Origin of the sequence: Agrobacterium sp. M50-1, from assembly GCF_049843495.1 — a bacterium.
GTDB classification, from domain to species: domain Bacteria; phylum Pseudomonadota; class Alphaproteobacteria; order Rhizobiales; family Rhizobiaceae; genus Agrobacterium; species Agrobacterium radiobacter.
Genome location: NZ_JBBHZH010000001.1, coordinates 821,363 through 848,012 on the forward strand (window position 1 = coordinate 821,363; position 26,650 = coordinate 848,012).

Below are 26,650 nucleotides of genomic sequence, written 5' to 3' on the forward strand. Positions count from 1 at the left end.
GATTTTCACGGTAAATATCCTGTGAACGCGTGAATCGGTATAGCGCTGCTTGGGCGACAGTATGGACTTGCCGCACCGTAACTGGCAACATGAACATCCCGATTGTTTGCGACATGGTAAATGGCACTGAATGGACTGGGTAACGGGTGAATATGAGCTTTTTGAGGTAACGGAACCTGCCGTTCAAACCCTGCCATTTGTCTATAATTCCCCCCATAGCGGCCGCTGCTACCCCATTTCCTTCCTGGAATCGGCACGGCTCGATTCGCACGAGATACGCCGCTCCGAAGATCACTTCGTCGACGAGCTGTTCGCGGCAGCACCGGAGATCGGCGCACCGCTTCTGAAGGCGAATTTTCCGCGCGCCTATCTGGACGTCAATCGCGAACCCTACGAACTCGATCCCCGCATGTTCGAGGGCACGTTGCCGCCTTATGCCAATATCGGCTCCATGCGGGTTGCCGGCGGTCTCGGAACCGTGCCGCGCATCGTCGCCGAGAATATGGATATCTATGCCCACCGCCTGCCGGTCGACGAGGCGCTCTCGCGTATCGAGACGATCTACAAGCCCTACCATGCCTGCCTGCGCCGCCTGCTGTCACGCACCCACGCCAATTTCGGAATGGCGGTACTGATCGATTGCCATTCCATGCCGGGCAATATCCGCGTCGCCGGCTCGAATCTCAGGCCGGATGTGATCATCGGCGATCGCTACGGCACCAGCGCATCCCAAGAAGTCTCCCGCGCCGCGCTGCATTTTCTCGAGGAACTGGGTTTTGTCGCGGTCTGTAACAAACCCTATGCCGGCGGCTTCATCACCGAACATTATGGCCGGCCGATCCGCTCGCTGCATGCGCTGCAGATTGAAGTCAATCGCGCACTTTACGTCGATGAAAAGACGCTTTTGAAGAAAACCGATTTTCCGGCCATCCAGGCATCGCTTGAAATCTTCATGCGCCAGCTCGGCGTCTTCGTTTCCGAATACGCGATAGAAACCTCGCTCGCTGCCGAGTAGCAGCTCTAATCACCCGCTAATTCAATCTTTTATCCCGGATCACCTGGCGGCCTGCCGGGCAAAAAAAACCGCGCCTTGGCGCGGTCAAGTCTAGGGAGGAAACACCCAAGGAGGGTATTTACAGTCAAAGACTGCAGGGTCACGCTACGCAGTATATGCACAATTGTCAATCATTTTATTTTATGCATATTTTTTAGGCTTTTGCTGAAAATATGGAAACGCCGTTCCCGTTATCCGTATGAGTGGACGGCGGATGTGATTCCGGTCTATGCATTGCGCCACAGAATTCAAACCCAATATTCAGGCGATGAGGTTTCGCATGCTGCCCGACCGGGATTTCTTCTTCAAACTTGCCGATGCCGCCAGCGCCGAGACGCTTCCCCGCTTCCGCACGGGCATTGCGGTCACCAATAAGCAGGATGGTGGCTACGACCCGGTGACGGAAGGCGATCAGGCAGCGGAAACCGCCATTCGCACCCTGATTGAGGCAAATTTTCCGCAGCATGGTATTCTCGGCGAAGAACACGGCAATGTCGGCCTCGACCGCGACCATATCTGGGTCATCGACCCGATCGACGGCACCCGCGCCTTCATTTCGGGCGTGCCCGTGTGGGGCACGCTGATCGGCTTCCAGTCGGCCGGCCGCGCCACGATGGGCATCATGGACCAGCCCTTCACCAAAGAGCGTTATTTCGCCGATGGCGAGGCGGCGTGGTATTTCGGGCCGGATGGCGAGCGGAAGATCCGCACACGCGACTGCGCTTCGCTATCGGACGCCGTGCTGTTCACAACGACTCCCCACATCTTCACTGCGGAAGAAAAGCCCCTTTACGAAGAAGTGCAGGATCAGGTCCGTCTTTTCCGCTACGGCGTGGATTGTTACGCCTATTGCCTGCTTGCGGCCGGCCACGTCGATCTGGTGATCGAATCCGGCCTGAAGCCCTATGATGTCGGCGCATTGATCCCCGTCATCGAACAGGCCGGCGGCATCATGACCACCTGGGATGGCGGGCGTCCTGAAAATGGTGGTCGCATTCTCGCAGCCGGCTCAAAAGCGGTGCACGAACAGGCGCTCGCCATTCTGTCCAAACTCTAGGCAGCCCGCTTGGGCGGCCATCACTCCGGCGCGAAAAACGCGTCGATGGCCGCCAGCGCCTGTTTGCGGAAAACGTCGCGCTCATGCAGCAATTCATGGCGCGCGCCGGTTATCGGAAGAAGCTGCGCCGCCCGGAAATTGCGTGAGAGCTCTTCCTGCGCCTTATAGGGCGTGATCGTATCCAGCATCGGGGCCAGAATAAGCGTCGGTACGGTAATGTTCGTCAGGTGATCCTGGCGGGTCACGCGGCCCATGGTCTTCAGCGCCTCATAGACCCAGCGCGCCGTCGGTGCGCCGATGAAAAGTTCCGGAAATTGCCGGTGCAGGGTCAGATTTCTGGCAAAACGCCTGGCGTCCGAGGTCAGCGGGTTGCCGTCGAAATCCCGCTCGCGCTGGTCCCTGCCGAGCTGAACCCTGCCGAGACCGACAAGACTCAACGCCGTCGCAACAATCCGGATCACGGGTGAGGGAACCGATTGCTGGCTATCCAGCTCGATGAAGGGCGAACAAAGCGCCAGACGGTCAATGCGGTTCGACAGGCCGGGAGCAGCCGCAAGTGCTGCAAGCGCGCCGGTGGAATGCGCGATCATGAAGAATGGCAGCCGCGTATCCGGCAGCACCACCTGCTCGAGAAAAAGGCTGATGTCATGCTGGTAGTCGAAGAACCGCCGCACATGCCCGGCGCCCGGCTTCTTCAGCAGCCTCTCGGAACCGCCCTGCCCGCGTGTATCGAAGGTCGCAACCCAGAAACCCATGGCGGTAAGATCGCCAACCGTTTCGAAATATTTCTCGATACATTCATTCCTGCCATGCAGCAGAACCACGGTTCCGCGGGCAATCTGGCGGCTGGCGCGGAAGATCGCATATCGAAGCTGTTTGCCGCCATGGCCGGCAAAATATCCGACGGTATGGTTGCCGGGAACCGGGTTGTCTTCACTGGCGCGCAATGTGGCTTCGATCATCGGTCTTTTCCGGCTTTTGTGCCTTTTCGGGATAGGTCGGCGGCGCGGGAAGGTCAAAGAAAAAATTGCCGGAACCGTCGGTTAAAGCAGTCGCGGTTCCGGCGAATAAGACAGAAGAAGAAGGGACGTTATTGCTTCTGTCCACGGAGAATGTCTCCGATGACCGATGTTTTATGGCTCTCAAACTGAACGATGCCGGAACCTGACGTTCAGCCATGGTTCATGTTGCTTTCACGTTTTTACGCCCCTTGACGGGGCGGCAAGCCATTCCCATCTCATTCATGCGGTCGCCAGAACGGGACCGCGCCAGATGTCCGGCCGTAGCCAGAACGGGACGCCGGACTTAACCGCAAACAGTCGCTTCTTAAGGAGGACACCATGCGTCACGTTGATTTTTCCCCCCTCTATCGTTCCACCGTCGGCTTCGACCGTCTTTTTTCGATGCTTGACGGCCTCGGCCAGCCCGAACAGGCCCAGTCCTATCCGCCCTACAATATTGAGCGGACCGGTGAAAACACCTATCGCATCACCATGGCCGTTGCCGGTTTCGATGAGAACGAACTCAGCATCGAATCCCGCGCCAATACGCTGACGGTGAAGGCCGAGAAGGCCACGGACGAAAAAACGGCCGAGGGAGAATTCCTGTATCGCGGCATCGCCACACGCGCTTTCGAACGCCGCTTCCAGCTTGCCGACCACGTCGAAGTCCAGACCGCTTCCTTGAAGAACGGCCTGCTTCACATCGACCTCGTCCGCAATATTCCGGAAGCAATGAAGCCGCGCCGCATCGCGATCTCGTCCGACAGCGCCGATGCGCCGAAGACGATCGAAGCCCAGATTTCCCCGGCTCAGGTCAACTAAGCTTTTCTGACATGCAAAAAGAACGGCCCCTTTACGGGGCCGTTTTTGTTTGCGGAAATCCTGTCAGCGAGCGGAGGCCGCCGCACCCTCTGCGGCAGCGGTTTCCGCGATCGCTGCCTTTTCATGCGCCTTGCGGGCATAACGCTGGGCAAGAACCGCACAGACCATCAGCTGTATCTGGTGGAAGAGCATGATCGGCAGAACGATCGCGCCTATGCTCTGGCCGGCGAAAATCGCGCCTGCCATGGGAACACCGCTTGCGAGGCTCTTCTTCGATCCGCAGAAGGTAATGGTGATTTCATCGGCCTTCTCGAAACCGAGCAGACGGCTGCCGAACATGGTTACGCACAGAACAAGCGCCAGAAGCACGATGTTGATGAGGATGACAACGCCGATATCCCTGATCGAAAACGTGTGCCAGATGCCTTCGATGACTGCGTCGGAGAATGCGAGATAGACCACCATCAGGATCGAGCCGCGGTCGACCGGGGACAGCAGCTTCTTGCGCGCCCGGATCCAGTCGCCGATCCAAGGCTGCAGAGCCTGCCCGACGATGAACGGCAACAGAAGCTGCAGGAAGATTTGCAGGAACGCGTCCAGCGAAAAGCCGCCGCCATGGCCGCCCACCGTAAACAGCAGGCCAACCAGCAATGGTGTCAGGAACATGCCGAAGATATTCGAGGCCGAGGCCGAACAGATTGCCGCTGGCACGTTTCCGCCCGCCATGGAAGTGAAGGCGATGGAAGACTGCACGGTGGATGGCAGCACGCAGAGAAACAGCACACCCATATAAAGCGGCGCCGGCAGGATGCTTTCGGGAATGAAACCGATCGCCACGCCAAGAAGCGGGAAAAGGCCGAAGGTGACGAGCAGGATCGCCAGATGCAGACGCCAGTGCAGGATGCCCGCAATCACCACATCCCGCGAAAGCCGCGCGCCATGCAAAAAGAAAAGAAGCGCGATCGCCAGTTTCGTCGCAAGCCCGAAATATTCCGCCGGCTCGCCGCTGATTGGCAAGATGGAAGCCAAAATCACGGTGGCCACCAGCATCATGGTGAAACGATCGGGCAGGAAGCGGGTCATGGGAGGTCTTTCCGGCATCGGTTTTGCTTGAAACGGTCGCCACTATCCCTCATCATGATTTCGGATGCAAAGATTAACAGTTATCACGATTTGAGATAATGCTGAACCTTCAACATCTTGCCAGCTTCGTCATGCTTCAGCAAACCGGCAGTTTCACGCTTGCTGCCGAGCGGCTGGGTATCGGCCAATCCACCGTCAGCCAGCATATTCAAAGGCTTGAGGCAGCCCTTGGCCGCCGGCTGATCGCCCGCAGCACCCACCAGGTGAAACTGACCGGTGAGGGCGAGGCGCTGCTTGGTTATGCCCGCAACATGCTGGAGATCGACAGCAAGGTCTCATCGCTCTTCAGTGAAACTCGTCTGCGCGGGCGGCTGCGGCTGGGCGTTTCCGAGGATTTCGTCGCCAGCCGGCTGACGGCCATTCTGGAGGAATTCATCCGCCTTTATCCGTTGGTGGATCTCGAGCTGACGGTCTCGCTGAGCGGTGTGCTTTACCAGATGCAGGATAATGGCGAGCTGGATGTGGTGCTCGCCAAACGCCGCCTCGGCGACAAGCTGGGTCACTTCCTTTACCGCGAACCGCTGGTCTGGCTGGCGCGCGACCCGGAACGCATGCTGAACCAGCCGGACGCCCTGCCGCTGATCGCCTTCCCGCCGCCCAGCATCACCCGAAAGGCGGCGCAGGAAGCATTGGACCGAGCCGGCCTCTCCTGGCGGATCGTCTGCACCTGTGGCAGCCTTAGCGGGCTGACCGCTGCGGCAAGAGCGGGCATGGGCATTCTGGTGCAGCCACGCAGCATGGCGCCGGCCGGTCTCAAGGAGATTGCGGCGGGTGTGCTGCCAGTGCTGGAAGATGTGGAATTCGTGCTTCAGCCCCGCAAGGGCGCGGATACGAAGCTGGTGCGCGCCCTTTCCGATCTCGTGTCGAGCAAGAGCATCGCACCCGGCAGCTTCGTATAGACTTCCTGGCGCATTTCCGAACGCAAAACCGCTTCGCAATTTTGCTGGAAATGCTCTAGTTTTCCCGTTTCGAGAGGCAACGGCCGACGCTGTCGCGCCAGCCGGCAATGGCGTTCTTCCGCTCACCCTCCTCCATATCCGGGCTGAAACGGCGGTCACGCCGCCAATGGTCGGCAAAGGCCTTGCGGTCCGGCCAGATGCCAGCGCGCGATGCTGCGAGCCATGCAGCGCCAAGAATGGTCGTTTCGAGGAAGACAGGACGATCGACGGGTGCTGCGAGAATGTCCGCCAGTCGCTGCATGGTCCAATCGGAAGCGACCATGCCGCCATCGACCCTCAGCACCGTCTTGCCATTGTCACCCTCCCAGTCCTTGCGCATGGCGTCCAGCAGATCGAAGGTCTGGTAGGCAACGCTTTCCAGCGCCGCACGCGCGAATTCCGCGGGGCCGGTGCCGCGTGTCAGTCCGAAGATCGCACCCCGCGCGTCGGCGTCCCAGTAAGGCGCGCCAAGACCGGTAAAGGCCGGCACGAGATAAACGCGCTGCCTGGGATCGGCCTTTTCGGCAAGCGCACTGACTTCTGATGCAACCGAGATGAAGCCAAGCTCGTCACGCAGCCATTGCACGGCGGCGCCGGCGATAAAGATCGAGCCTTCGAGCGCATAGGTCGTGACGCCATCAAGGCGGTAAGCGATCGTCGTCAACAGGCGGTTGGTGGAGGCGACGCGATCAGTGCCGGTGTTGAGAAGCGCAAAGCAGCCGGTGCCATAGGTTGATTTCATCATGCCCGGCTCGAAGCAGGCGTTGCCGATCACAGCCGCCTGCTGGTCGCCGGCGACGCCAAGGATCGGAATTTCCGCACCCAGCAGCGACTTGTCCGTCACGCCGAAATCGGCAGCGCAATCCAGCACTTCCGGCAGCATGGCGCGCGGAATATCGAGGATGGACAGGAGTTCATCATCCCAGGCGTTGTTTTCGATATTGTAGATCAGCGTTCGCGAGGCATTGGTGGCGTCGGTCACATGGCGGCGGCCGCCAGTGAGACGGTAGATCAGGAAACTGTCCACCGTACCGAAGCAGATGTCTCCCTTCACGGCTTTTTCGCGAAGGCCGCTGACGCTGTCGAGGAGCCATTTCAGCTTCGTGCCGGAAAAGTAGGGGTCGAGCAGCAGCCCGGTCTTTTTTGAAAAAAGCGGCTCCAGTCCCCGGCGTTTCAGATCCTCGCAGACAGGCGCGGCGCGCCGATCCTGCCAGACGACGGCGCGATGCACGGCCTCGCCGGTGTTGCGGTCCCAAAGCACAGTCGTTTCGCGCTGGTTGGTGATGCCGATCGCTGCGATATCGGATGCGGCGAGGCCGGCATCGGCAAGCGCCAGCCGGATGGTTTCCAGCACACTTTTCCAGATATCCTCGGCATCGTGTTCGACCCAGCCGGAGGCCGGGAAATGCTGCGGAAATTCTCGCTGCCCGACACCGATGACCCGCATGTCGCGATCAAAGACCATCGACCTTGTCGATGTCGTTCCCTGATCGATCGCCAGAATATAACCGCCCATATGTCACTCCCTTTCAGACGCAATGACGGGGCGGCAAAGCCGCCCCGGTTTAAGATTTCACGCAGACATTACTTCTGCCAGCTTTTGACCAGTTCGTCGTAATTGACGGTGACCGGCTTTTCCTTTTCGTTGGCGATCTTCAGCTGCGGCGCCAGATTGCCCTTCGAAACGGCGTCCTTGTTCCAGTAGTCGATATCATGTTCTTCCGCCAGTTTCGGGCCGATATCACCCTGCACACCGGCGCGCTCGATACGGGCCATGACCTTTTCTTGCTCGGCGCAGAGCGAGTCCATCGCAGCCTGAGCGGTTTTCGCACCCGACGACGCATCGCCGATTGCCTGCCACCAGAGCTGCGCCAGCTTCGGATAATCAGGAACGTTGGTGCCGGTCGGCGACCATTGCACGCGGGCCGGCGAGCGATAGAACTCAATGAGACCACCGAGCTTGGAGGCACGATCCGTGAAGCTCTGGTGATGGATGGTGCTGTCACGAATGAAGGTGAGACCCACATGGCTCTTCTTCACATCGACCGTCTTCGAGGTCACGAACTGCGCATAGAGCCAAGCGGCCTTGGCGCGGTCGTCGGGGGTGGATTTCATCAGCGTCCACGAACCCACATCCTGATAACCGAGCTTCATGCCGTCCTTCCAGTAGACGCCATGCGGCGAAGGTGCGACGCGCCATTTCGGCGAACCGTCTTCGTTCACGACAGGCAGGCCGGGCTTGGCCATATCGGCGGTGAAAGCTGTGTACCAGAAGATCTGCTGGGCGATATTGCCCTGCGCCGGCACCGGACCGGATTCGGAGAAGGTCATGCCCTGTGCTTCCGGCGGCGCATATTTCTTCAGCCATTCGAGATATTTCTCGATGGAATAGACCGAGGCCGGACCGTTGGTATCGCCGCCGCGCGCCACGCAGGAGCCGACCGGCTGCGACTTGTCGTTGACCTTGATACCCCACTCATCGACCGGCAGACCGTTCGGCAGGCCCTTGTCGCCGTTGCCGGCCATGGAAAGCCAGGCATCGGTGAAGCGCCAGCCGAGTGACGGGTCCTTCTTGCCGTAGTCCATATGGCCGAAGACCTTCTTGCCGCCAACATCACGGCCGGTGAAGAATTCGGCGATATCCTCATAGGCCGACCAGTTGACGGGAACACCGAGGTCATAACCGTACTTGGCCTTGAAATCGGCCTTGTTCTTGTCGTCATTAAACCAGTCGTAACGGAACCAGTAAAGGTTCGCGAACTGCTGGTCGGGAAGCTGGTAGAGCTTCTTGTCCGGCGCCGTCGTAAAGGCGCTGCCGATGAAATCCTTGAGGTCGAGGCCGGGATTGGTAACGTCCTTGCCCTCATTGGCCATGAAGTCGGTCAGGTTGCGCACCTGCTGGTATCGCCAATGCGTGCCGATAAGGTCGCTGTCATTCACCCAGCCGTCATAAAGGTTCTGGCCGGTCTGCATCTGGGTCTGGATTTTTTCCACGACGTCACCTTCCTGGATGATGTCGTGCGTGACCTTGATGCCGGTGATGGCGGTAAAGGCCGGCGCCAGAACCTTCGATTCATATTCATGCGTGGTCAGGGATTCGGAAACGACCTTGATGTCCATGCCTGCGAAAGGTTTCGCGGCATCGATAAACCATTGCAGTTCCTTTTCCTGATCTGCACGCGAAAGCGACGACATATCGCCGATTTCCTTGTCCAGAAACTGCTTTGCTTCCTCCATTCCGGCGAAAGCGGAACCCGTCATTGCCAGCAGCATGGCCGCCGTCGTCGTCATCAGATGCCGTCGCATGTCAGTCCTCCCAAGGGTTTGCGATTGCATGAAGTCTGCTGGTGCGGTTTTCCTCCGCCGCACCTTTTTCCTGCTCTAGACAAAACGGAAAACGCCGATGGCGTAGACCGCAGACAGAGCGAGAGCCCACCACAGGTTCGGGCCGACCAGCCCGAGCCATGCGAGATGAATGAAGGCGCTGCCGAGCAGCGAGATGAACAGCCGGTCGCCGCGCGTTGTCTCGAAGCGCAAGAGGCCGAAGCGGGGATTGCCGCCGGGCGAGAAATATTCCCAGAACCACATGCCGACGAGCAGCACGGCGATGGCGCCGAAAAACGCGGCCGTCTGCCAGGTCCAGGCCATCCAGGTAAAATCGGGCATCTTCGTCATGGTCAAACCCTCCCCAGCGCAAAGCCCTTGGCGATGTAATTGCGCACGAACCAGATCACCAGCGCACCCGGAATGAGCGTCAGCACCCCGGCGGCGGCAAGCAGGCCCCAGTCCATGCCGGCGGCGGAAACGGTTCGTGTCATCGTCGCGGCAATCGGCTTGGCGTCGGTCGTCGTCAGCGTGCGGGCGATCAGAAGCTCGACCCACGAGAACATGAAACTGAAGAAGCAGGCGACACCGATGCCGGAGGCGATAAGCGGCATGAAGATCTTCACGAAGAATTTCGGGAAGGAGTAACCGTCAATATAGGCTGTCTCGTCGATCTCCTTCGGCACGCCGGACATGAAACCTTCGAGGATCCACACCGCCAGCGGCACGTTGAACAGGCAATGCGCCAGCGCCACGGCAATGTGTGTGTCGATCAGGCCGAAGGCCGAATAGAGCTGGAAGAAGGGAAGCGCGAAGACGGCGGGCGGCGCCATGCGGTTGGTCAGCAGCCAGAAGAACAGGTGCTTGTCGCCCAGAAAACGGTAACGTGAGAAGGCGTAAGCCGCTGGAAGCGCCGCCGCGACCGAAATCACCATATTCATCACGACGTAGGTAATCGAATTGATGTAACCCGAATACCAGGATGAATCCGTGAAGATCGTCCTGTAGTTCTGCAACGTTGGCTGGTGCGGATAAAGCGTCATGGATGAGACGATTTCCGAATTCGTCTTGAAGCTCATATTGATGAGCCAGTAGATCGGCACGAGCAGCAGGATGATGTAGATCGTCGGCACCAGCCATGAAAAACGCGACGGCCCATGGCGGCGGCGCGAGCGCGAATTCGCGGCAAGGCTGGCTAGGGCCGCCGCTGACGCTCTCGCCGACGGATTGCCGATGCCGTTGCGTTCCACGCTTGTGGTGACATTCGAGGCGCTCATGTCTCAAGTCTCCGCGTCGTGGCTGGTCATGACGGTGTAGAACACCCAGGACAGCAGCAGGATGATGAGGAAGTAGATCAGCGACATGGCCGCCGCAGGCCCGAGGTCAAACTGGCCGAGCGCGACCTTCACGAGATCGATGGACAGGAAGGTCGTGGAATTGCCGGGGCCGCCGCCGGTGACGACGAAAGGCTCGGTATAGATCATGAAGCTGTCCATGAAGCGCAGCAGGAAGGCGATCAGCAGCACCCGCTTCATCTTCGGCAGCTGGATGTACCGGAACACCGCAAACCGTGACGCGCCATCGATCCTTGCCGCCTGATAATAGGCGTCCGGAATGGAGACGAGGCTGGCGTAGCACAACAGCACGACAAGGCTTGTCCAGTGCCACACATCCATGATGATGACCGTAATCCACGCGTCGACGGGATCGTTGACGTAGTTATAGTCAAGCCCAAGCTGATTGGCGTAATAACCGAGCAGTCCGATATCGCTGCGGCCGAACACCTGCCAGATCGTGCCGACAACATTCCAAGGCACCAGCAGCGGCAGCGCCATCGTCACGAGGCAGACCGGCACGCCGATGCCGGATTTGGGCATCTTGAGCGCGATGAATATGCCGAGCGGAATTTCGATCGCCAATATGATGCCGGAAAACACCAGGTTTCGTCCGAGAGCGTTCCAGAAGCGATCGGAACTGAGGATTTCCTCGAACCATTGCGTTCCCGCCCAGAAGAACTGGTTGTTGCCGAAGGTGTCCTGTACCGAATAGTTCACCACCGTCATCAGCGGAATGACGGCGGAAAAGGCGACCAGCACCAGCACCGGCAGCACCAAGAACCACGCTTTGTTGTTCCAGCTCTTTTCCATGGTCAGGCTCCCATCTTCACGCGCCAGGAATCGGCAAAGACGCCGATCGCGGCCGGATCGAAGCGAACACCCGCTTCCGCCGGAATTTCCTCGTCTTCCGCAACGACAATCGCGAGCTTCTGGCCGGCGAACCGGGCGCGCACGATCTTCTGCCGGCCGATATCCTCCACCTTGTCGACGGTGATGGGCATACCGCCCCGTTCCAGCCGGACAAATTCCGGGCGGATACCGATCTCGATGCGTTGCGCCCCGTCAACCTTTGGCGCACCTGCCAGCGGCACGCCGAGGCCACCGACAACAGCTGTCGCGCCTTCGATGCTGGCGGGCAAAACGTTCATGCCCGGTGAGCCGATGAAATAACCGACGAAAGTGTGTCCCGGCCGTTCGAAGAGTTCGGCGGGCGTACCGATCTGGACGATCTGCCCGTCATACATGACGACCACCTTGTCCGCGAAGGTCAAAGCCTCGGTCTGGTCATGGGTCACATAAACCATGGTGAAACCGGACTGGCGATGCAGACGCTTCAGCTGCGAGCGCAGCACCCACTTCATATGCGGATCGATCACCGTCAGCGGTTCGTCGAAAAGGATGGCATTGACGTCGGAACGTACCAGGCCCCGCGCCAGCGAAATCTTCTGCTTCTGGTCTGCCGTCAGCCCCCGCGCATGGCGTTTGGCCATGCCGGAAAGATCGGTCATTTCGAGAATTTCCCGCACCCGGCGGTCAACCTCGGCCTCCGGCACATGCCGGTTCCTCAGCGGAAAGGCCAGATTGTCGTAGACCGTCATCGTGTCGTAGACGACCGGGAACTGGAACACCTGCGCAATATTGCGGTCTTCGGTGGCAAAATCGGTCACGTCAGTTCCGTCAAAGGCGATACGGCCTTCCGACGGACGCAGCAGCCCGGAAATGATATTGAGCAACGTGGTCTTGCCGCAGCCGGAAGGGCCGAGCAGCGCATAGGCGCCGCCGTCCTCCCATTCGTGATGGACTTCCTTCAGAGCATATTCGCCGGCAGCCTGCGCCTTGGCATTATAGGCGTGGCGGATATGATCGAGCGTGATGCGTGCCATGACCGATCTCCCTTACGCCGCTTCGCCGATGGCGCGGCCATTCGCGTCAAAGGCCATCAGGTGTCTTGTATCGAGAAAGAGCTCGATATCTCTGTCCGGTTCGATGTCGTGGATGCCATGCGCCAGCATAACCCAGCGCCTGCCGGAAAACTCCACATGCACGAAGCTCTCCGATCCGGCGATTTCCGAAATCAGTGTCCGCGCCCGGATGGATTGCCGCGCCTCACCCTTTGCATACGGGAAAAGATGATGCGGCTGGAAAGCAATGGTCAAAGGTCCATCCGGCACGGCCGCAAGATGCGCCGGCACCGCGACAACGGCCTGGTCGGCACGGGTGAAAGCCCCACCCGTCTTGATGACCTCGATGGTGTTGAGCGGCGGGTCGGCGAAGATTTCCGCGGTCACGATATCCACCGGACGCCGGTAGACCTCGATGGTGCGGCTAAACTGCGTCACCCGCCCTTCGTTAAGCGTTGCGGTGTTGCCACCAAGCAGCAGCGCCTCGGACGGTTCGGTCGTGGCATAAACGAAGATCGCGCCGGATTCCGCGAAAATGCGCGGCAGTTCCTCGCGCAATTCTTCGCGCAGCTTGTAATCGAGATTGGCCAGCGGTTCGTCTAGCAGCACCAGATTGGCGTTCTTGACGATGGCGCGGGCAAGTGCTGTGCGCTGCTGCTGGCCGCCGGAAAGATTGAGCGGCGTGCGGTCGAGATAGGGCGTCAGCTTCAGAAGCTCGGCCGCCTTCCTGACTTCCCTGTCGATGGTCGCCTGATCCTTGCCGGCAACCCGCATCGGCGAAGCGATATTTTCATAAACGGAGAGCGCCGGATAGTTGATGAACTGCTGATAGACCATGGCGACGTTGCGCTTCTGCACCGGCCAGCCCGTCACGTCCTCGCCATTAAAAAAGATCGAGCCGGCGCTCGGCTTGTCCAGCCCGGCCATCAGCCGCATGAGCGTCGTCTTGCCCGAAAGTGTCGGTCCAAGCAGGACGTTCAGGCTTCCGCGCTGCAACGTCAGATCGATCGGGTGAATATGATATTCACCGCCAACCATCTTCGAGACGTTTCGCAATTCAAGCATGGTGATCCAAAGCCTCCTCCGCTTTTCGATCGGATCGTCAGATTGCCTTCAAGCGTTCACCTGCAATGTCTTCGATATAATCCTCCAGCCCACGCACCTCTTCGGGGGTTAAAAACAGTCCCTGCTTGGTGCGGCGCCACAGAATATCTTCCGCCGTCAGCGCCCATTCCCGCGTCATCAGCCAGCGCACCTCGGCCTCATAAAGCGTACCGCCGAAATGCCGTCCCAGCGCTGCGATCTCCCCCGCATTGCCGATTATCGACATTGCATCCGTTCCATAACAGCGGACGAGCCGCTTGGCATGACGCTCATCAAGGAAAGGATAACGCGACCGCAAGGCCGCAACCTCCCCCGCATAGGCCTCGGCACCAAAATTTCCACCCGGCAAATGCGAACCCGCCGTCCATGGCGAGCCCTTTTCACCCAGCGCATCGCCAATTTTTTCAAGAGCATGTTCGGCAAGCCGCCGATAGGTCGTGAGCTTCCCGCCGAATATATTGAGAAGCGGCGCTTCGCCTTCCGCACCCTCGGTTTTCAGCACATAATCGCGGGTGGCTTCCTGCGCTTTCGATGCGCCGTCGTCAAACAGCGGCCGCACGCCGGAATAGGTCCAGACGATATCGGCCGGCGTCACCGGCTCAGCGAAATATTCGCTCGCCGCGCTGCAAAGATAGCTGATCTCCTCATCGCTGATCTTAACAGCACGGGGGTCGGCGGTATAGTCGCGATCCGTCGTACCGATCAGCGTAAAGTCCTGTTCGTAAGGGATGGCGAAGATGATGCGGCCGTCCGGATTCTGGAAAAAATAGGCGCGCGGATCGGAAAACTTCCTGCGCACGATGATGTGGCTGCCCTGCACGAGGCGAACATTGTGGACATTGTTCTTGCCGAATGTCGACGCCAGAACCTTGTCCACCCAAGGGCCGGCGGCATTCACCAGCATGCGCGCCCGATAGGTCGCGGTTTCTCCGGCCGCACTTTTTGTTTCGACCCGCCAGAAGGCGCCTTCACGCCGCGCCGAAACGACCTGCGTGCGGTTGAGGATCAGGGCGCCGCGATCGGCCGCATCCCGGGCGTTCAGCACCACCAGCCGGGCATCGTCCACCCAGCCATCGGAATATTCGAAAGCCTTGGCAAAAACCGGTTTTAGCGGTTTTCCGGCTGGATCACGGCGCAGATCGAGTGAGCGGGTGGCAGGCAGAAGCTTGCGGCCGCCGAGATGGTCGTAAAGAAAAAGCCCGAGACGCACGAGCCAGGCCGGGCGCACGCCGCCCTTCTGGAACGGCAGCACGAAGCGCATCGGCCAGATGATGTGCGGCGCCATGGCCCAGAGCACTTCCCGTTCCATCAGCGCTTCGCGCACCAGACGAAACTCGTAATGTTCGAGGTAACGCAAACCGCCATGGATGAGCTTGGTGGCGGCGGACGAGGTGCCGGAGGCAAAATCGTTCATTTCCGCAAGTGCGACGGAATAGCCCCTGCCGACGGCGTCACGCGCAATGCCGCAGCCATTGATGCCGCCGCCGATCACGAAAACATCGTGGATTGCCTCGTCAGACATGGACCCTCCCGCGCTTTCATCGACGCTCTCCTCATCGATATATTGAAAGCACAGCCATCTAATTCGAAGACAAAACGAATGTCAAACGAAATCCAAGAGCCCTTTAATCAGGCGTCGCGGCCCTCGGTTTCGATCAGCCGGACATCGTGATCAGCACAGATGGTACGGATGGAATCAACAGGACAATGATCGGTAATGAAGGTATGAACCTGCGAAAGATGACCGATACGCACGGGGGCCGTGCGCTCGAATTTAAGCGAATCCGATACCAGAATGACATGGCGCGCGTTGGAGATGATCGCCTGCGCCACCTTGACCTCACGGAAGTCAAAGTCGAGCAAAGCGCCATCCTCATCGATGGCCGACACGCCGATGACGGCAAAATCGACCTTGAACTGGCGGATGAAATCCACCGCCGCCTCGCCGACGATACCGCCATCGGAACCGCGCACGACACCCCCGGCAATCACCACTTCGATGCCGGGGAAGACCCTCAACCTGTTGGCAACATTGATGTTGTTGGTAATAACCATCAACTCGTGATGATCCGCGAGCGCCTCACCAACTGCCTCGGTCGTCGTGCCTATATTGATGAAAAGCGACGAGTTATTGGGGATGAGCGCGGCGGCGGCGGCGCCAATCGCCTGCTTTTCCGATGAGGCGATCGCGCGCCTCGCCTCGTATTTGACGTTTTCATTGCCGCTTGGAAAGAGCGCGCCGCCATGGATGCGGGTCAGCACCCGCGTATCGCAGAGATCGTTCAGATCCTTGCGGATCGTCTGGGGTGTCACCGAAAACCGCGCCGCCAGTTCATCGACCAGCACCCGGCCGTTCGCTTTCGCCAGCGCAACGATTTCATCCTGACGCGGTGTGAGCAGCATTTCACCCTCCCTCCTCTTTCAATTTTTTCGTTTTATTGAAGAGCGAACGAAAAACCAATGTCAAGGGAGGGTTTGCGGGCGGAAGGATCGCCGGTTAGCGGAAACCATCAAAAATCTTATTAGCCGGCTTTTTGGGCAGGCACAGCATCCGCTCCCTCGCTGCGGGTAACGGAAAATGCCGCGGAAGCGGTATGGAACGTATCACCGATGCCAATCAGCACAGGTTCGTTCACGCCCAGTCTCTCGACTGCCGCAGCCAGTTGCGCAAGCGAACCGCACCATCGTTGCTCATTGGCGCGGCTGACGGAAATCATCACCACCACGGGTGTTGACGCGGGCATTCCCTGGGCAAGCAGGCAGGACTGAATATCACCGGCGGTTCGTCCGCCCATATAAAAGACAGTGGTAACGGAGGGGTTCGAGAGAGACTGCCAGTCGATATTCTCCGGCAGCTTGCCCTGCCGGGAATGACCGGTGATGAAGCGCACCGACTGGGCATGGTCGCGATGGGTCAAGGACACACCCAGGCGCGAGGCCATGGCGCTTGCGGCAGTGATGCCGGGCACGACTTCGACCGGGATATTTTCGGCCTCCAGCGCCGCGATCTCCTCACCAGCACGCCCGAAAATCATCGGATCACCGGACTTCAGCCGCACCACCCGCTTGCCTGCCTTGGCGAGGCGGATCATCATCTCGTTGATGTCTTCCTGCCTGCAGCTTTCCCGGCCGCCACGTTTGCCGACCAGCAGGCGCTTCGCTTCCCGCCGCGCCAGTTCCAGCACCTCGGCTGAAACAAGATCGTCGAACAGGATGACATCGGCCGCCTGCAAAGCGCGCACCGCTTTCAGGGTCAGCAGTTCGGCATCGCCCGGTCCGGCACCCACAAGCGTCACAAGGCCGCGACCCGATCCCCCTCGCCTGGCCTGCGTTCCGATATCCGCAAGCAGCCGTTCTTCGCTGCCTTCATCCAGCCTTTCGGTAAACGCCCGATCGACGAATTTTTCCCAGAAAGAGCGTCGCGCCGGACCCGGAGCGAGCCGCAGATTGACGCGCTCGCGGATTAGCTGAGCAAGCGCGCCCCAGTCCTTGAGGGCCAGCGGCAGCAAGGTTTCGATGCGCCGGCGAATGGCCTGCGCCAGAATGGGTGCGGCGCCATCGGTGGAAATCGACACCACCACCGGCGAGCGATTGACGATGGAGCCGAACTGGAACTGGCAGAACTCCGGCTTGTCGATGACATTGACGGGAATACCGGCCGCTCGTGCGGCATGGTAAAATCTTTCCGCCTCTTCATCCGTCTCGCAATCCGCCAGCGCCAGTTCCGCGCCCTTGAAAATATCCGCACCCCATGAACGGTCATGCCATGTCAGCGCCGGGCTTTTTGCGACGAGCGCCGCGAAGCTTTCCGAAAGCTCGCTTTCCTCGCAATAAAGACGAAGTTCCGCCCCGCAGGCCAGCAGCAGTTCCGCCTTCCAGGCCGCCCCATCCGATCCGCCCGCTAGCACCACGCGCTTGCCCTCAAGCCCCCAGAAGACCGGCAGCTTGGCGAGTTTTTCCATGCGGGCCGGTTCATTCCGCTGCGGATTTAAGGCATCCATCGATGATCCCCCTGATTTCAGCGCGGCAGGAGCCGCAATTGGTTCCGGCATTCAACGCCTTGCCGATGGCTTCGACACTGTGGCAGCCATCACGGATGGCGGTCGTGATCTGGTTCACCCCGACGTTGAAGCAGGAGCAGACAGTCGCGCCCGGGTCGGCCCGACCGGCACCGGGACGCCCGGCGACCAGCGCGAAACGCATGCGCAAATCTTCATGGCGTTCGGAAAGCTGCGATATCGCCCAGTTGCGGGCGACTGCCACCGGCTCCTTGGCGATGAACAGCGCCGCCAGCAGAATATCGCCGTCGAAGAAGGCGAGGCGCAGATCGCCCGTCTGCCGGTCGCTGTAACCCAGCGGCTCGATCCTGATATCGATGCCGAAAACCTGCCGCGCCCAGAGCGTCCAGTCCTGCGGCTCATCTTCGAAGGCAAGCTCCATGCGATAGCCGCCATCGGCTTTGGCGATGGCCCAGTAGGCGCAATCCGGCGCATCCGGCCGGGTGCGGGAGATGGCGAAACCATAGGCCTTCGCCGCAAAACGCCTTGCCTTCACGCCCATGTTTTTCGAGGCGGGCTGGCCGGAATGCGGATCCGTGACAGGTGCCACAACCACATCGATGCGCGCCCGCGAGGCGAACTGATCGTTCCAGTGCATCGGCGCAAAGACCGAGCCGCGCGCCTGCCTTTCGCTCACTAGCGCCCGCAGCAGAACCTTGCCATGCGGGCTCTCCAGCTCCACCAGATCGGCGCTTTCAATTCCGAGCGCCTGCGCATCGCGCGGGTGAAGTTCGGCGAAAGGTTCGGCAATATGGGCGGTAAGCCGCGCGCTTTTGCCGGTGCGGGTCATGGTATGCCATTGATCGCGGATGCGGCCGGTATTCAGTGTCAGCGGATAATCGGGCGATGTCCTGCCGGTTTTCGGCAAGGCGGTGGCGATGAATCGCGCCTTTCCATCGGCATGGTAAAAACGGCCGTCTGCGAAAAAGCGGGTAACGGCGGCCTCGCCAGGTCGGGCTTTCGGCCATTGAAAGGGCGGCATCGTTTCGTAGGAGAGCTGGTCGATCCCGCTGATATCGAAATCGCGGCTTCCCGCATTCTCGAAGCCGGACAGAGCGGCATGTTCGGCAAAAATCTCCGATGGCTGGCCATAAGCGAAGGCGGCGTCGAAACCCATGCGCCTGCCCACCTCCGCCATTTGCCACCAGTCGGCCCTTGCTTCGCCGGGCGCATCGAGGAAACCGCGCTGGCGGGAAATGCGCCGTTCGGAATTGGTGACCGTGCCGTCCTTTTCCCCCCAGCCAAGCGATGGCAGAAGGACATGGGCATGGCGGGCTGTATCGGTATTGGCCATGACATCGGAAACGACGACGAAAGGACAGGCCTTTATCGCCGCTTCGACGGCACCGGCATCCGGCATGGAAACGACGGGGTTGGTGGCCATGATCCATAGCGCCTTGATGCGGCCATCCGCCACCGCCCGGAACATATCCACCGCTTTCAGCCCGGGCTTTTGCGCAATGGCGGGTGAGGCCCAGAAGCGCTGCACACGGTCGCGGTCCTCGGCGCTTTCGATGGCCATATGGGCGGCCAGCATGTTTGCCAGCCCGCCAACCTCGCGCCCACCCATGGCGTTCGGCTGGCCGGTCAGCGAAAACGGCCCCATGCCCGGCCGGCCGATGCGGCCGGTGGCGAGATGGCAATTGATGATGGCGTTGACCTTGTCGGTGCCGCTCCGCGACTGGTTGACGCCCTGACTGTAACAGGTGACGGTATTTTCCGTGCGTTCGAACAAGTCGTAAAAGGAAATCAGTTCCGCAACTGTCAGGCCGGTCGCCTCGGCGATATCAGGCAGGCTGTGTCCGGTTGCTGCCTGCATCGCGGCGTCAAATCCGGCCGTATGGTTTTGGACGTAAGCATGATCGATCACGGAACTGCGGAAAAGATGCGCCAAGAGACCGGTAAACAGCGCCACATCTCCATCCGGGCAAATGGCAAGGTGCATATCGGCAATATCGGCACTCATCGTCCGGCGCGGATCGATGACGACGACCTTCATCTCCGGTCGCGCCGACTTGGCGGCGGCAAGCCGTTGATAAAGGACCGGGTGGCACCAGGCGAGATTGGAGCCGGTGAGGATCACCAGATCGGCAAGCTCCATATCCTCATAGGTGCCCGGCACCGTGTCAGCACCGAAAGCACGGCGATGGCCGGCGACGGAAGACGACATGCAGAGCCTTGAATTGGTGTCGATATTGGCCGAGCCGATGAAACCCTTCATCAGCTTGTTGGCGAGGTAATAATCCTCCGTCAGCAATTGGCCGGAGACGTAAAAGGCGACCGAATCCGGGCCATGCTCGGCAATGGCTTCAGCGAAACGGGAAGCGACGAGGTCAAGCGCTTCGTCCCATTCAACTCGTTTGCCGCTGATTTCAGGATGAAGCAGGCGTCCGTCGAGATCGATGGTTTCGGCGAGAGCCGAACCCTTGGAGCAGAGCCTTCCGAAATTGGCGGGGTGATCCTGATCGCCCCTGACGGAAACGAGGCCATTGTCATTGACGGTGGCGATGACACCGCAGCCGACGCCGCAATAGGGACAGGTGGTTTTGGTTTCAACGGGCATGAGGCTGCCCTCTCAGTGAGTGGCGGTTACCCCCCTCTGTCCTGCCGGACATCTCCCCCTCAAGGGGGGAGATCAATTGCGGCACCGCCCTCCATTCACAGCGTACACCGCCGCCCGTAGAGATGCTGGGAGCATTCACCTTGTCGATCTCCCCCCTTGAGGGGGAGATGCCCGGCAGGGCAGAGGAGGGTACCATCGCCGCCATCGCAATTCACTCCGCCGCAATCATCAGAGTTTCAAGCGCGATGGAAAGCCGGCCATCGAGATTACGGACAGGGATAGTCTTCACCTCACCCTCATCCGCCCCCAAAGCCTTGCCGGTTTCCAGCGAAATGACCCAATTGTGCAAAGGACACGTCACCGACGCCCCATGCACGATGCCCTGAGACAACGGCCCGCCCTTATGCGGGCAATGATCCTCAATCGCGAAGACCTGATTTTCCGCCGTGCGGAACACGGCGATCTTGCCCATCGGCGTTTTCACGCAACGTGCGCCGCGCAGCGGGATGTCGGAGATGTCGCCAATATCGATCCAGTTGCTGTCCATCGTTCTTACTCCGCCGCCTCACTGAAACCGATTGCCGCCATCGGTTTGAATTCATGCTTGTCATGGCCGGACACACGCTCGGACCAGGGATCGACCTGCGCGAATTTCTGGCTGAAGACGAAGCGGTCGAAATAGCCCTTGCGCTTGTCAGCATCGTCCATGATCTGGCGGCGGACTTCGTCGTAGCCGATACGCTTGGCCCATTTGTAGATGCGCTCAAGGTAACGCGCCTGTTCGCGGTACATCTGGGTCAGCGCCACGATATACTCCAGCGCTTCGTCCTCGGTTTTGACGAGGCCCAAGACTTCCGTGCCCTTGATATCGAGACCGGCGGCGCCGGCGAAATGGATCTCGAAACCGGAATCGACGCAGATAACGCCGATATCCTTGCAGGTCGCCTCCGCGCAGTTGCGCGGACAGCCCGAAACGGCAAGCTTAAGCTTGGCCGGCGTCCACGAACCCCACATGAATTTCTCGATGCGGATGCCAAGCCCGGTGGAATCCTGCGTGCCGAAACGGCACCATTGCTGGCCCACGCAGGTCTTCACCGTGCGAAGTCCCTTGGCATAGGCCTGACCGGAAATGAAACCGGCCTTGCCGAGATCGGCCCAGACCGCCGGCAAATCCTCTTTCTCGATGCCGAGAAGATCGATACGCTGGCCGCCGGTGACTTTCACCATCGGGATTTCGAACTTGTCGACCACATCCGCAATTGCCCGGAGTTCGGAGGAAGAGGTGACGCCGCCCCACATGCGCGGCACGACGGAATAGGTGCCGTCCTTCTGGATATTGGCGTGAACGCGCTCATTGATGTAACGCGACTGATAATCGTCGGCATATTCATCCGGAAAATCACAGACGAGGTAATAATTGAGTGCCGGGCGGCACTTGGCGCAGCCGCAGGAGGTTTTCCATTCCAGCTCCTGCATCACGGCGGGAATGGTCTTCAGGCCCTTGGCCTTGATCAGACGACGGACATCGTCATGGCCGAGATCGGTGCATTTGCACATGGGCTGCACGGCAGCGGGATTGTAGCTGTCGCCGAGCGTCAGCGTCATCAATTGTTCGACGAGGCCGGTGCAATTGCCGCAGGAGGCGGAGGCTTTTGTGTGAGCGCGCACATCATCCAGAGAAGCCAGCCCCTTGGAGGTGATGGCTGAGGTGATCTTGCCCTTGCAGACGCCGTTGCAGCCGCAGATTTCCGCATCATCCGGCAAGGCTGCAACGGCCGCCATAGGGTCCAGCGGCGACCCTCCCTGATAGGCCTGGCCGAAGATCAGGGTTTCGCGCATGGCGGAAATATCGGTCGATTTCTTCATCAGATCGAAGAACCACGAACCATCCGCCGTCTCGCCGTAGAGAACCGCACCGATAATGCGGTTTTCCTTGAGAATGAGGCGCTTGTAGACACCGGCGGTGGCGTCACGCAGCACGATTTCCTCGCGGTCGTCGCCCTCCGCGAAATCGCCGGCGGAAAACAGGTTGATGCCGGTGACCTTCAGCTTCGTATTGGTGACGGAGCCGTGATATTCGGCCGAACCGCCGCAAAGCCGATCGGCCAGCACGCGGGCCGATTCATAAAGCGGTGCAACGAGGCCATAGCACATGCCGCGATGCTCGGCGCATTCGCCGAGTGCGTAGATGGAAGCGTCCGACGTCATCATGCCGTCATCCACCACGATACCGCGATTGACGGCGATGCCGGCTTCCTTGGCAAGGCCGGAGGCGGGGCGGATGCCCACCGCCATCACCACCATGTCGCCTTTTATGACGCGGCCGTCTTCCAGCTCGATTCCTTCGACCTTCTCCTCGCCGAGAATGCTCTTGGTGTTGGCCTTGGTAATGATGTCGATGCCGCGCTCGTTCAGCGCCTTTTCCAGAAGATAGGCCGCTGCCGGATCGAGCTGGCGCTCCATGATCGTCGGCATCAGATGGATGACGGTGACATCCATGCCCTGACGCTTCAGGCCGTAAGCCGCTTCCAGTCCGAGAAGACCCGCGCCAATGACGATGGCGCGGCCTTTGCCCTCGGCGATTTCCAGCATCTTCGTCACATCGTCGAGATCGCGATAGGCAAGCACACCAGGCAACTGATGGCCGGGAACGGGGATGATGAAGGGCAGGGAGCCGGTGGCGATCACCAGCCTGTCGTAAGAGGCCGTGATGCCGTTTTCGCTGGTCACGGTTTTCCTGTCGCGGTCGATGCCGGTGACCTTCGCGCCCTTGTGCAGCGTCACATTATTAGCCGCATACCATTCGTCATTGTGGATGACGATGTCCTCATAGCTCTTTTCGCCTGAAAGCACCGGCGAGAGCATGATGCGGTCGTAATTGACGCGCGGTTCGGCGTTGAAAATCGTGACGTCGTAAAGGCCGGGGGCGGTTTCGAACAGGTTTTCCAGCATGCGCCCCGGCGCCATGCCATTGCCGATGATGACGAGTTTTTGCGCCATAGTCGTTACTCCGCGGCTTCGACGAAGCGGTGACGTTCGTAAAGGAACTTCAGCACGGCTTCGCGGCATTTAAGGTAGGTCTTGTCGGAGGCAAGCTCGATGCGGTTGCGCGGGCGTGCCAGCGGCACGTCAAGCACTTCGCCGATATGGGCGGCAGGCCCGTTGGTCATCATCACGATGCGGTCGGAAAGCAGCACCGCCTCGTCCACATCATGGGTGATCATGACCATGGTGTTGCCGAGACGGGCGTGAATTTCCATCACCGCGTCCTGAAGATGAGCGCGGGTCAGCGCGTCCAGCGCGCCGAAGGGCTCATCCAGCAGCAGGATTTTCGGCTCCATGGCGAGCGCGCGGGCAATGCCGACGCGCTGTTTCATGCCGCCGGAAATTTCCGAAGGTTTCTTGTCCTTGGCATGGGCCATCTGCACGAGATCGAGATTGCGCATCACCCAGTCATGCCGCTCGGCGCGGGTCTTGGTGTTGCGGAAGACTTTTTCCACGGCGAGGTTGACGTTTTCATAGACCGAAAGCCAGGGCAGCAGGCTGTGGTTCTGAAACACGACGGCGCGCTCCGGACCGGGCTCATTAACCTCCCGGTTTTCGAGAAGCACCGCACCGGCGGAAACCTTCGTCAGCCCGGCGATGAGGTTCAGCATGGTGGATTTTCCGCAGCCGGAATGGCCGATGACGGAGACGAATTCGCCTTTTTCTATGGTGAGGTTGATGCCTTTCAGCACCTCGGCGCGCGAGCCGCCCTTGTCGAAATATTTGTCGATGTGATCGAGCTTCAGATAAGCGTTCATAATATTGGCCCTCTCAATTCGCCGCAGCGCCGCGGGTGATGACCTTGCCGAGCGCCGCCACAAGCTTGTCGAGCATGAAGCCGACAACGCCGATATAGGCGAGCGCCACGATGATGTCGGGCAGGCGCGAGGAGTTCCACGCATCCCAGATGAAGAAGCCGATGCCGACGCCGCCTGTCAGCATTTCCGCAGCCACGATGGCGAGCCATGAAAGACCGATGCCGATGCGCAGGCCGGTGAAGATGTAAGGAGCGGCCGATGGCAGCATGATTTTGAAGAAAAATTCGAGCTGGTTGAGCCGCAGCACCTGGGCGACATTGCGGTAGTCCTGCGGAATATTGCGCACGCCGACCGCCGTATTGATGATGACCGGCCAGATGGAAGTGATGAAGATCACGAAAATAGCCGATGGATTGCTGTCCTGAAAGGCGGCCAGCGAAAGCGGCAGCCAGGCGAGCGGCGGCACGGTGCGTAGCACCTGAAAGATCGGATCAAGGCCGCGCATTGCCCAGACCGACTGGCCGATCACCGCGCCGAGGATGATGCCGGCAATGGCGGCGAGGCCGAAACCATAGGCCACACGCTCAAGCGAGACCAGAACGCGCAGCCCAAGGCCGATATCCTGCGAACCATTCTGGAAAAACGGCGATACGATGAGATCGTAGCTTTCCTCGAAGACCTGGCTCGGCGGCGGCAGCGAGGAGCCGGGCGCGGAACAGAGCAGCTGCCAGACGCCGAGCAGCATGGCGAGAACGACAAGCGGCGGTATGATGTTACGAGCCGCCGCAGCACCCCATTTGCGCAGATCGATCCGCGGCGACTGTTTCGGTGCAAGCGCCACGACGTTTGCCTTCTGCGCCGCCGGCTGCTGCGGCTCTTCGTTGAATTTTCGGGCCAATGCGGACATGGGCATTTCCTCTTGATTTCGGTTGCGGTCTGGGCTCGCCCCTCATCCGGTCTTCAGCAGCGCCGGTTGGGCAGAGCTGCTGGCGGATGAGGAGCGACGCCCGGGTCTCCTCCTCAGGAGGCCGCCTTGATGGACAGACTTTCGAGATAGGCGGATGGATTTTCAGGATCGAAGACCTTGCCGTCGAAGAAGGTTTCCTTGCCACGCGAGGTGGAGGCGGGAAGATCGGCAACGCCGAGATCCTTGGCCGCCGCGCGCCAGATATCTTCGCGATTGACCTTCGCAACCAGCGCCTTCACATCCGTATCGGGCGCGAATTTGCCCCAACGGATGTTTTCCGCGATGAACCAGCTGTCATGGCTGCGGAAGGGATAGGAGGCATGGTCCTGCCAGAACTTCATCTGCAGGCCGGTATTTTCGAGCACGCGGCCGTTGCCGTAATTGATATTGCCCTTGAGGCGACCGAGAACATCCTTCGGCGGCACGTTAAACCATTGGCGTTTACCGAGGATGGCGGACATTTCCTCCTTGTTCGCCATCTCATCGCACCATTGCTGCGCCTCCATCACGGCCATCAGCAGCGCCTTGGTGGCGTTCGGGTTCTTTTCCACCCAGTCGGCGCGCATGCCGAGCGCCTTTTCCGGATGGCCCTTCCAGAGTTCGCCGGTGGTACAGGCAGTAAAACCGATGCCCTGATTGACGAGCTGTTCATTCCACGGCTCGCCCACACAGAAGACGTCCATATTGCCGACCTTCATATTGGCAACCATCTGCGGCGGCGGAACCACGATGGTGGAGACGTCCTTATCCGGATCGATGCCGCCGGCGGCGAGCCAGTAGCGGATCCACAGATCATGCGTGCCGCCGGGGAAGGTCATCGCGGCCTTGATTTCCTTGCCTTCGGCCTTCTTCTTCTCGAAAGCAGCCTTCAATTTGGAAGCATCGAGTTGAACGCCGGTCTCGGCATATTCCCTGGCGACGGAAATGCCCTGGCTGTCGAGGTTGAGGCGAGCGAGGATGGTCATCGGCACCGGCACATTGTTCTGGGTCACCTTGCCGGTGTGCATGAGATAGGGCATCGGCGTCAGAATATGCGCGCCGTCAATGCCGTTGGATGCGCCGCCAAGCACGAGATTGTCGCGCGTCGCCCCCCAGGATGCCTGCTTCAGAACCTCGACGTCAGGCATGCCGTGTTTGGCAAACAGGCCCTTTTCCGCCGCGATGATGAGCGGGGCGGCATCGGTCAGCGCGATAAAGCCGATTTTCGCGCCTTTCACCTCCGGTTCGGTGGTGGCTGCGAAAGCACCTGACGGAAAGGCAGTGCGCACGGCGGTGACGAGGGCTGCGGTGGCTGTCGTCTTCAGTATCGTGCGGCGGCTGATATCGCCCGAGAATATCTTTTTCATTCGCATGTTCCCCTTATTGGGCCACCTTTGCGGGTGACGCTTTCGCTTGCGAAAAAACCTGAAAATAAAAAAACGCCGCTCGGTGTTTGCGCCTGCGGAACGGGAGGTGTTCCAGGCAGCAAAACCTTGCGACGTCTATGTCTTTGAAAGCGCCTATGCCGCGCCCTGCTCGCCCCGATCGCCGTTGACCGGTGCAAACAGAAAGAAGCAAGAGGCGTGCCAGTTTGCGTAA

At 59.8% G+C, this 26,650-nt stretch carries 23 protein-coding genes; 4 read left to right on the forward strand and 19 right to left on the reverse strand.

The features are described 5' to 3' along the window. Window positions 1-130 precede the first annotated feature (130 nt). Window positions 131-1,015 (forward strand): N-formylglutamate amidohydrolase, encoded by an 885-nt coding sequence (locus WDZ78_RS03730; protein ID WP_020009192.1) that lies wholly within the window; start codon window positions 131-133, stop codon window positions 1,013-1,015. A 319-nt stretch (window positions 1,016-1,334) separates the two neighbouring features. Next, window positions 1,335-2,111 carry a histidinol-phosphatase gene (gene hisN / locus WDZ78_RS03735; protein WP_020009193.1) on the forward strand — a complete coding sequence of 259 codons (777 nt, stop codon included), beginning with the start codon at window positions 1,335-1,337 and terminating at the stop codon, window positions 2,109-2,111. 20 nt (window positions 2,112-2,131) lie between these two features. On the opposite strand, the gene WDZ78_RS03740 is transcribed toward hisN, so the two are convergent. Then, window positions 2,132-3,073: an alpha/beta fold hydrolase gene (locus tag WDZ78_RS03740; protein ID WP_425672351.1), complete on the reverse strand. Its 942-nt coding sequence runs from the start codon at window positions 3,071-3,073 to the stop codon at window positions 2,132-2,134. Beyond that, complete coding sequence (locus tag WDZ78_RS03745; RefSeq protein WP_020810333.1) at window positions 3,045-3,290, reverse strand: hypothetical protein; 246 nt, start codon at window positions 3,288-3,290, stop codon at window positions 3,045-3,047. Before WDZ78_RS03745 ends, WDZ78_RS03740 begins: the two co-directional genes overlap by 29 nt. 161 nt (window positions 3,291-3,451) lie before the next feature. Between WDZ78_RS03745 and hspL the strand changes: the two genes are divergently transcribed. Beyond that, window positions 3,452-3,934: a heat shock protein HspL gene (gene hspL / locus WDZ78_RS03750; protein ID WP_020009195.1), complete on the forward strand. Its 483-nt coding sequence runs from the start codon at window positions 3,452-3,454 to the stop codon at window positions 3,932-3,934. Window positions 3,935-3,997: 63 nt separating this feature from the next. Here hspL and WDZ78_RS03755 read toward each other — a convergent pair whose 3' ends face one another. Then, window positions 3,998-5,017 (reverse strand): bile acid:sodium symporter family protein, encoded by a 1,020-nt coding sequence (locus tag WDZ78_RS03755; protein WP_425672352.1) that lies wholly within the window; start codon window positions 5,015-5,017, stop codon window positions 3,998-4,000. Between the two features lie 98 nt (window positions 5,018-5,115). Between WDZ78_RS03755 and WDZ78_RS03760 the strand changes: the two genes are divergently transcribed. After that, window positions 5,116-5,976, forward strand: a complete 861-nt coding sequence (locus WDZ78_RS03760; protein ID WP_425672353.1) for a LysR family transcriptional regulator — start codon at window positions 5,116-5,118, stop codon at window positions 5,974-5,976. Between the two features lie 55 nt (window positions 5,977-6,031). On the opposite strand, the gene glpK is transcribed toward WDZ78_RS03760, so the two are convergent. From glpK to WDZ78_RS03840, 16 genes are all read right to left on the reverse strand, one after another. Continuing rightward, window positions 6,032-7,531: a glycerol kinase GlpK gene (gene glpK, locus WDZ78_RS03765; protein WP_425672354.1), complete on the reverse strand. Its 1,500-nt coding sequence runs from the start codon at window positions 7,529-7,531 to the stop codon at window positions 6,032-6,034. 68 nt (window positions 7,532-7,599) lie between these two features. After that, window positions 7,600-9,321 (reverse strand): extracellular solute-binding protein, encoded by a 1,722-nt coding sequence (locus WDZ78_RS03770; protein ID WP_020009199.1) that lies wholly within the window; start codon window positions 9,319-9,321, stop codon window positions 7,600-7,602. 75 nt (window positions 9,322-9,396) lie between these two features. Continuing rightward, window positions 9,397-9,690, reverse strand: coding sequence for a DUF2160 domain-containing protein (locus WDZ78_RS03775; protein ID WP_281038686.1), 294 nt, complete (start codon window positions 9,688-9,690; stop codon window positions 9,397-9,399). Between the two features lie 2 nt (window positions 9,691-9,692). Next, the gene (locus tag WDZ78_RS03780; RefSeq protein WP_425672355.1) at window positions 9,693-10,616 is read right to left on the reverse strand and encodes a carbohydrate ABC transporter permease; all 924 of its coding nucleotides are present in this window, start codon (window positions 10,614-10,616) and stop codon (window positions 9,693-9,695) included. A 3-nt stretch (window positions 10,617-10,619) separates the two neighbouring features. Continuing rightward, window positions 10,620-11,486, reverse strand: coding sequence for a carbohydrate ABC transporter permease (locus tag WDZ78_RS03785; protein ID WP_020009202.1), 867 nt, complete (start codon window positions 11,484-11,486; stop codon window positions 10,620-10,622). Between the two features lie 2 nt (window positions 11,487-11,488). Continuing rightward, complete coding sequence (locus WDZ78_RS03790; RefSeq protein WP_020009203.1) at window positions 11,489-12,559, reverse strand: ABC transporter ATP-binding protein; 1,071 nt, start codon at window positions 12,557-12,559, stop codon at window positions 11,489-11,491. Window positions 12,560-12,571: 12 nt separating this feature from the next. Continuing rightward, on the reverse strand, window positions 12,572-13,642 hold the full coding sequence (locus WDZ78_RS03795; protein WP_425672356.1) for an ABC transporter ATP-binding protein: 1,071 nt from the start codon (window positions 13,640-13,642) through the stop codon (window positions 12,572-12,574). Window positions 13,643-13,679: 37 nt separating this feature from the next. Then, window positions 13,680-15,203, reverse strand: coding sequence for a glycerol-3-phosphate dehydrogenase (locus WDZ78_RS03800; protein WP_425672357.1), 1,524 nt, complete (start codon window positions 15,201-15,203; stop codon window positions 13,680-13,682). Between the two features lie 107 nt (window positions 15,204-15,310). Further along, on the reverse strand, window positions 15,311-16,084 hold the full coding sequence (locus tag WDZ78_RS03805) for a DeoR/GlpR family DNA-binding transcription regulator (RefSeq protein ID WP_003505873.1): 774 nt from the start codon (window positions 16,082-16,084) through the stop codon (window positions 15,311-15,313). 119 nt (window positions 16,085-16,203) lie between these two features. Beyond that, the gene (cysG, locus tag WDZ78_RS03810; RefSeq protein ID WP_020009206.1) at window positions 16,204-17,682 is read right to left on the reverse strand and encodes a siroheme synthase CysG; all 1,479 of its coding nucleotides are present in this window, start codon (window positions 17,680-17,682) and stop codon (window positions 16,204-16,206) included. Further along, window positions 17,654-20,302 carry a molybdopterin-dependent oxidoreductase gene (locus tag WDZ78_RS03815; protein WP_425672358.1) on the reverse strand — a complete coding sequence of 883 codons (2,649 nt, stop codon included), beginning with the start codon at window positions 20,300-20,302 and terminating at the stop codon, window positions 17,654-17,656. The genes cysG and WDZ78_RS03815 overlap by 29 nt, the downstream gene beginning before the upstream one ends. Window positions 20,303-20,513: 211 nt before the next feature. Then, entirely contained in the window at window positions 20,514-20,849 is a 336-nt protein-coding gene (gene nirD / locus WDZ78_RS03820) for a nitrite reductase small subunit NirD (protein ID WP_003505867.1), read from the reverse strand. A 5-nt stretch (window positions 20,850-20,854) separates the two neighbouring features. Continuing rightward, window positions 20,855-23,302 carry a nitrite reductase large subunit NirB gene (gene nirB, locus WDZ78_RS03825; protein WP_425672359.1) on the reverse strand — a complete coding sequence of 816 codons (2,448 nt, stop codon included), beginning with the start codon at window positions 23,300-23,302 and terminating at the stop codon, window positions 20,855-20,857. A gap of 5 nt (window positions 23,303-23,307) precedes the next feature. Further along, window positions 23,308-24,105, reverse strand: coding sequence for an ABC transporter ATP-binding protein (locus WDZ78_RS03830; RefSeq protein ID WP_035225183.1), 798 nt, complete (start codon window positions 24,103-24,105; stop codon window positions 23,308-23,310). 13 nt (window positions 24,106-24,118) lie between these two features. Continuing rightward, window positions 24,119-25,012 carry a nitrate ABC transporter permease gene (gene ntrB / locus WDZ78_RS03835; RefSeq protein ID WP_425672360.1) on the reverse strand — a complete coding sequence of 298 codons (894 nt, stop codon included), beginning with the start codon at window positions 25,010-25,012 and terminating at the stop codon, window positions 24,119-24,121. Between the two features lie 113 nt (window positions 25,013-25,125). Then, complete coding sequence (locus WDZ78_RS03840; protein WP_425672361.1) at window positions 25,126-26,418, reverse strand: CmpA/NrtA family ABC transporter substrate-binding protein; 1,293 nt, start codon at window positions 26,416-26,418, stop codon at window positions 25,126-25,128. Window positions 26,419-26,650: the final 232 nt, after the last annotated feature.

Excerpts from the sequence above, each read along its gene's own strand:
- hspL (WP_020009195.1), top strand. The coding sequence starts at position 3,452 with ATGCGTCACGTTGATTTTTCCCCCCTCTATCGTTCCACCGTCGGCTTC.
- WDZ78_RS03755 (WP_425672352.1), bottom strand. The coding sequence starts at position 5,017 with ATGACCCGCTTCCTGCCCGATCGTTTCACCATGATGCTGGTGGCCACC.
- WDZ78_RS03785 (WP_020009202.1), bottom strand. The coding sequence starts at position 11,486 with ATGGAAAAGAGCTGGAACAACAAAGCGTGGTTCTTGGTGCTGCCGGTG.
- WDZ78_RS03780 (WP_425672355.1), bottom strand. The coding sequence starts at position 10,616 with ATGAGCGCCTCGAATGTCACCACAAGCGTGGAACGCAACGGCATCGGC.
- nirB (WP_425672359.1), bottom strand. The coding sequence starts at position 23,302 with ATGGCGCAAAAACTCGTCATCATCGGCAATGGCATGGCGCCGGGGCGC.
- WDZ78_RS03740 (WP_425672351.1), bottom strand. The coding sequence starts at position 3,073 with ATGATCGAAGCCACATTGCGCGCCAGTGAAGACAACCCGGTTCCCGGC.
- glpK (WP_425672354.1), bottom strand. The coding sequence starts at position 7,531 with ATGGGCGGTTATATTCTGGCGATCGATCAGGGAACGACATCGACAAGG.
- cysG (WP_020009206.1), bottom strand. The coding sequence starts at position 17,682 with ATGGATGCCTTAAATCCGCAGCGGAATGAACCGGCCCGCATGGAAAAA.
- WDZ78_RS03800 (WP_425672357.1), bottom strand. The coding sequence starts at position 15,203 with ATGTCTGACGAGGCAATCCACGATGTTTTCGTGATCGGCGGCGGCATC.
- WDZ78_RS03795 (WP_425672356.1), bottom strand. The coding sequence starts at position 13,642 with ATGCTTGAATTGCGAAACGTCTCGAAGATGGTTGGCGGTGAATATCAT.
- WDZ78_RS03760 (WP_425672353.1), top strand. The coding sequence starts at position 5,116 with ATGCTGAACCTTCAACATCTTGCCAGCTTCGTCATGCTTCAGCAAACC.
- WDZ78_RS03770 (WP_020009199.1), bottom strand. The coding sequence starts at position 9,321 with ATGCGACGGCATCTGATGACGACGACGGCGGCCATGCTGCTGGCAATG.
- WDZ78_RS03805 (WP_003505873.1), bottom strand. The coding sequence starts at position 16,084 with ATGCTGCTCACACCGCGTCAGGATGAAATCGTTGCGCTGGCGAAAGCG.
- nirD (WP_003505867.1), bottom strand. The coding sequence starts at position 20,849 with ATGGACAGCAACTGGATCGATATTGGCGACATCTCCGACATCCCGCTG.
- WDZ78_RS03815 (WP_425672358.1), bottom strand. The coding sequence starts at position 20,302 with ATGCCCGTTGAAACCAAAACCACCTGTCCCTATTGCGGCGTCGGCTGC.
- WDZ78_RS03790 (WP_020009203.1), bottom strand. The coding sequence starts at position 12,559 with ATGGCACGCATCACGCTCGATCATATCCGCCACGCCTATAATGCCAAG.
- WDZ78_RS03730 (WP_020009192.1), top strand. The coding sequence starts at position 131 with ATGGACTGGGTAACGGGTGAATATGAGCTTTTTGAGGTAACGGAACCT.
- WDZ78_RS03745 (WP_020810333.1), bottom strand. The coding sequence starts at position 3,290 with ATGGCTGAACGTCAGGTTCCGGCATCGTTCAGTTTGAGAGCCATAAAA.
- WDZ78_RS03775 (WP_281038686.1), bottom strand. The coding sequence starts at position 9,690 with ATGACGAAGATGCCCGATTTTACCTGGATGGCCTGGACCTGGCAGACG.
- WDZ78_RS03830 (WP_035225183.1), bottom strand. The coding sequence starts at position 24,105 with ATGAACGCTTATCTGAAGCTCGATCACATCGACAAATATTTCGACAAG.
- ntrB (WP_425672360.1), bottom strand. The coding sequence starts at position 25,012 with ATGTCCGCATTGGCCCGAAAATTCAACGAAGAGCCGCAGCAGCCGGCG.
- WDZ78_RS03840 (WP_425672361.1), bottom strand. The coding sequence starts at position 26,418 with ATGAAAAAGATATTCTCGGGCGATATCAGCCGCCGCACGATACTGAAG.
- hisN (WP_020009193.1), top strand. The coding sequence starts at position 1,335 with ATGCTGCCCGACCGGGATTTCTTCTTCAAACTTGCCGATGCCGCCAGC.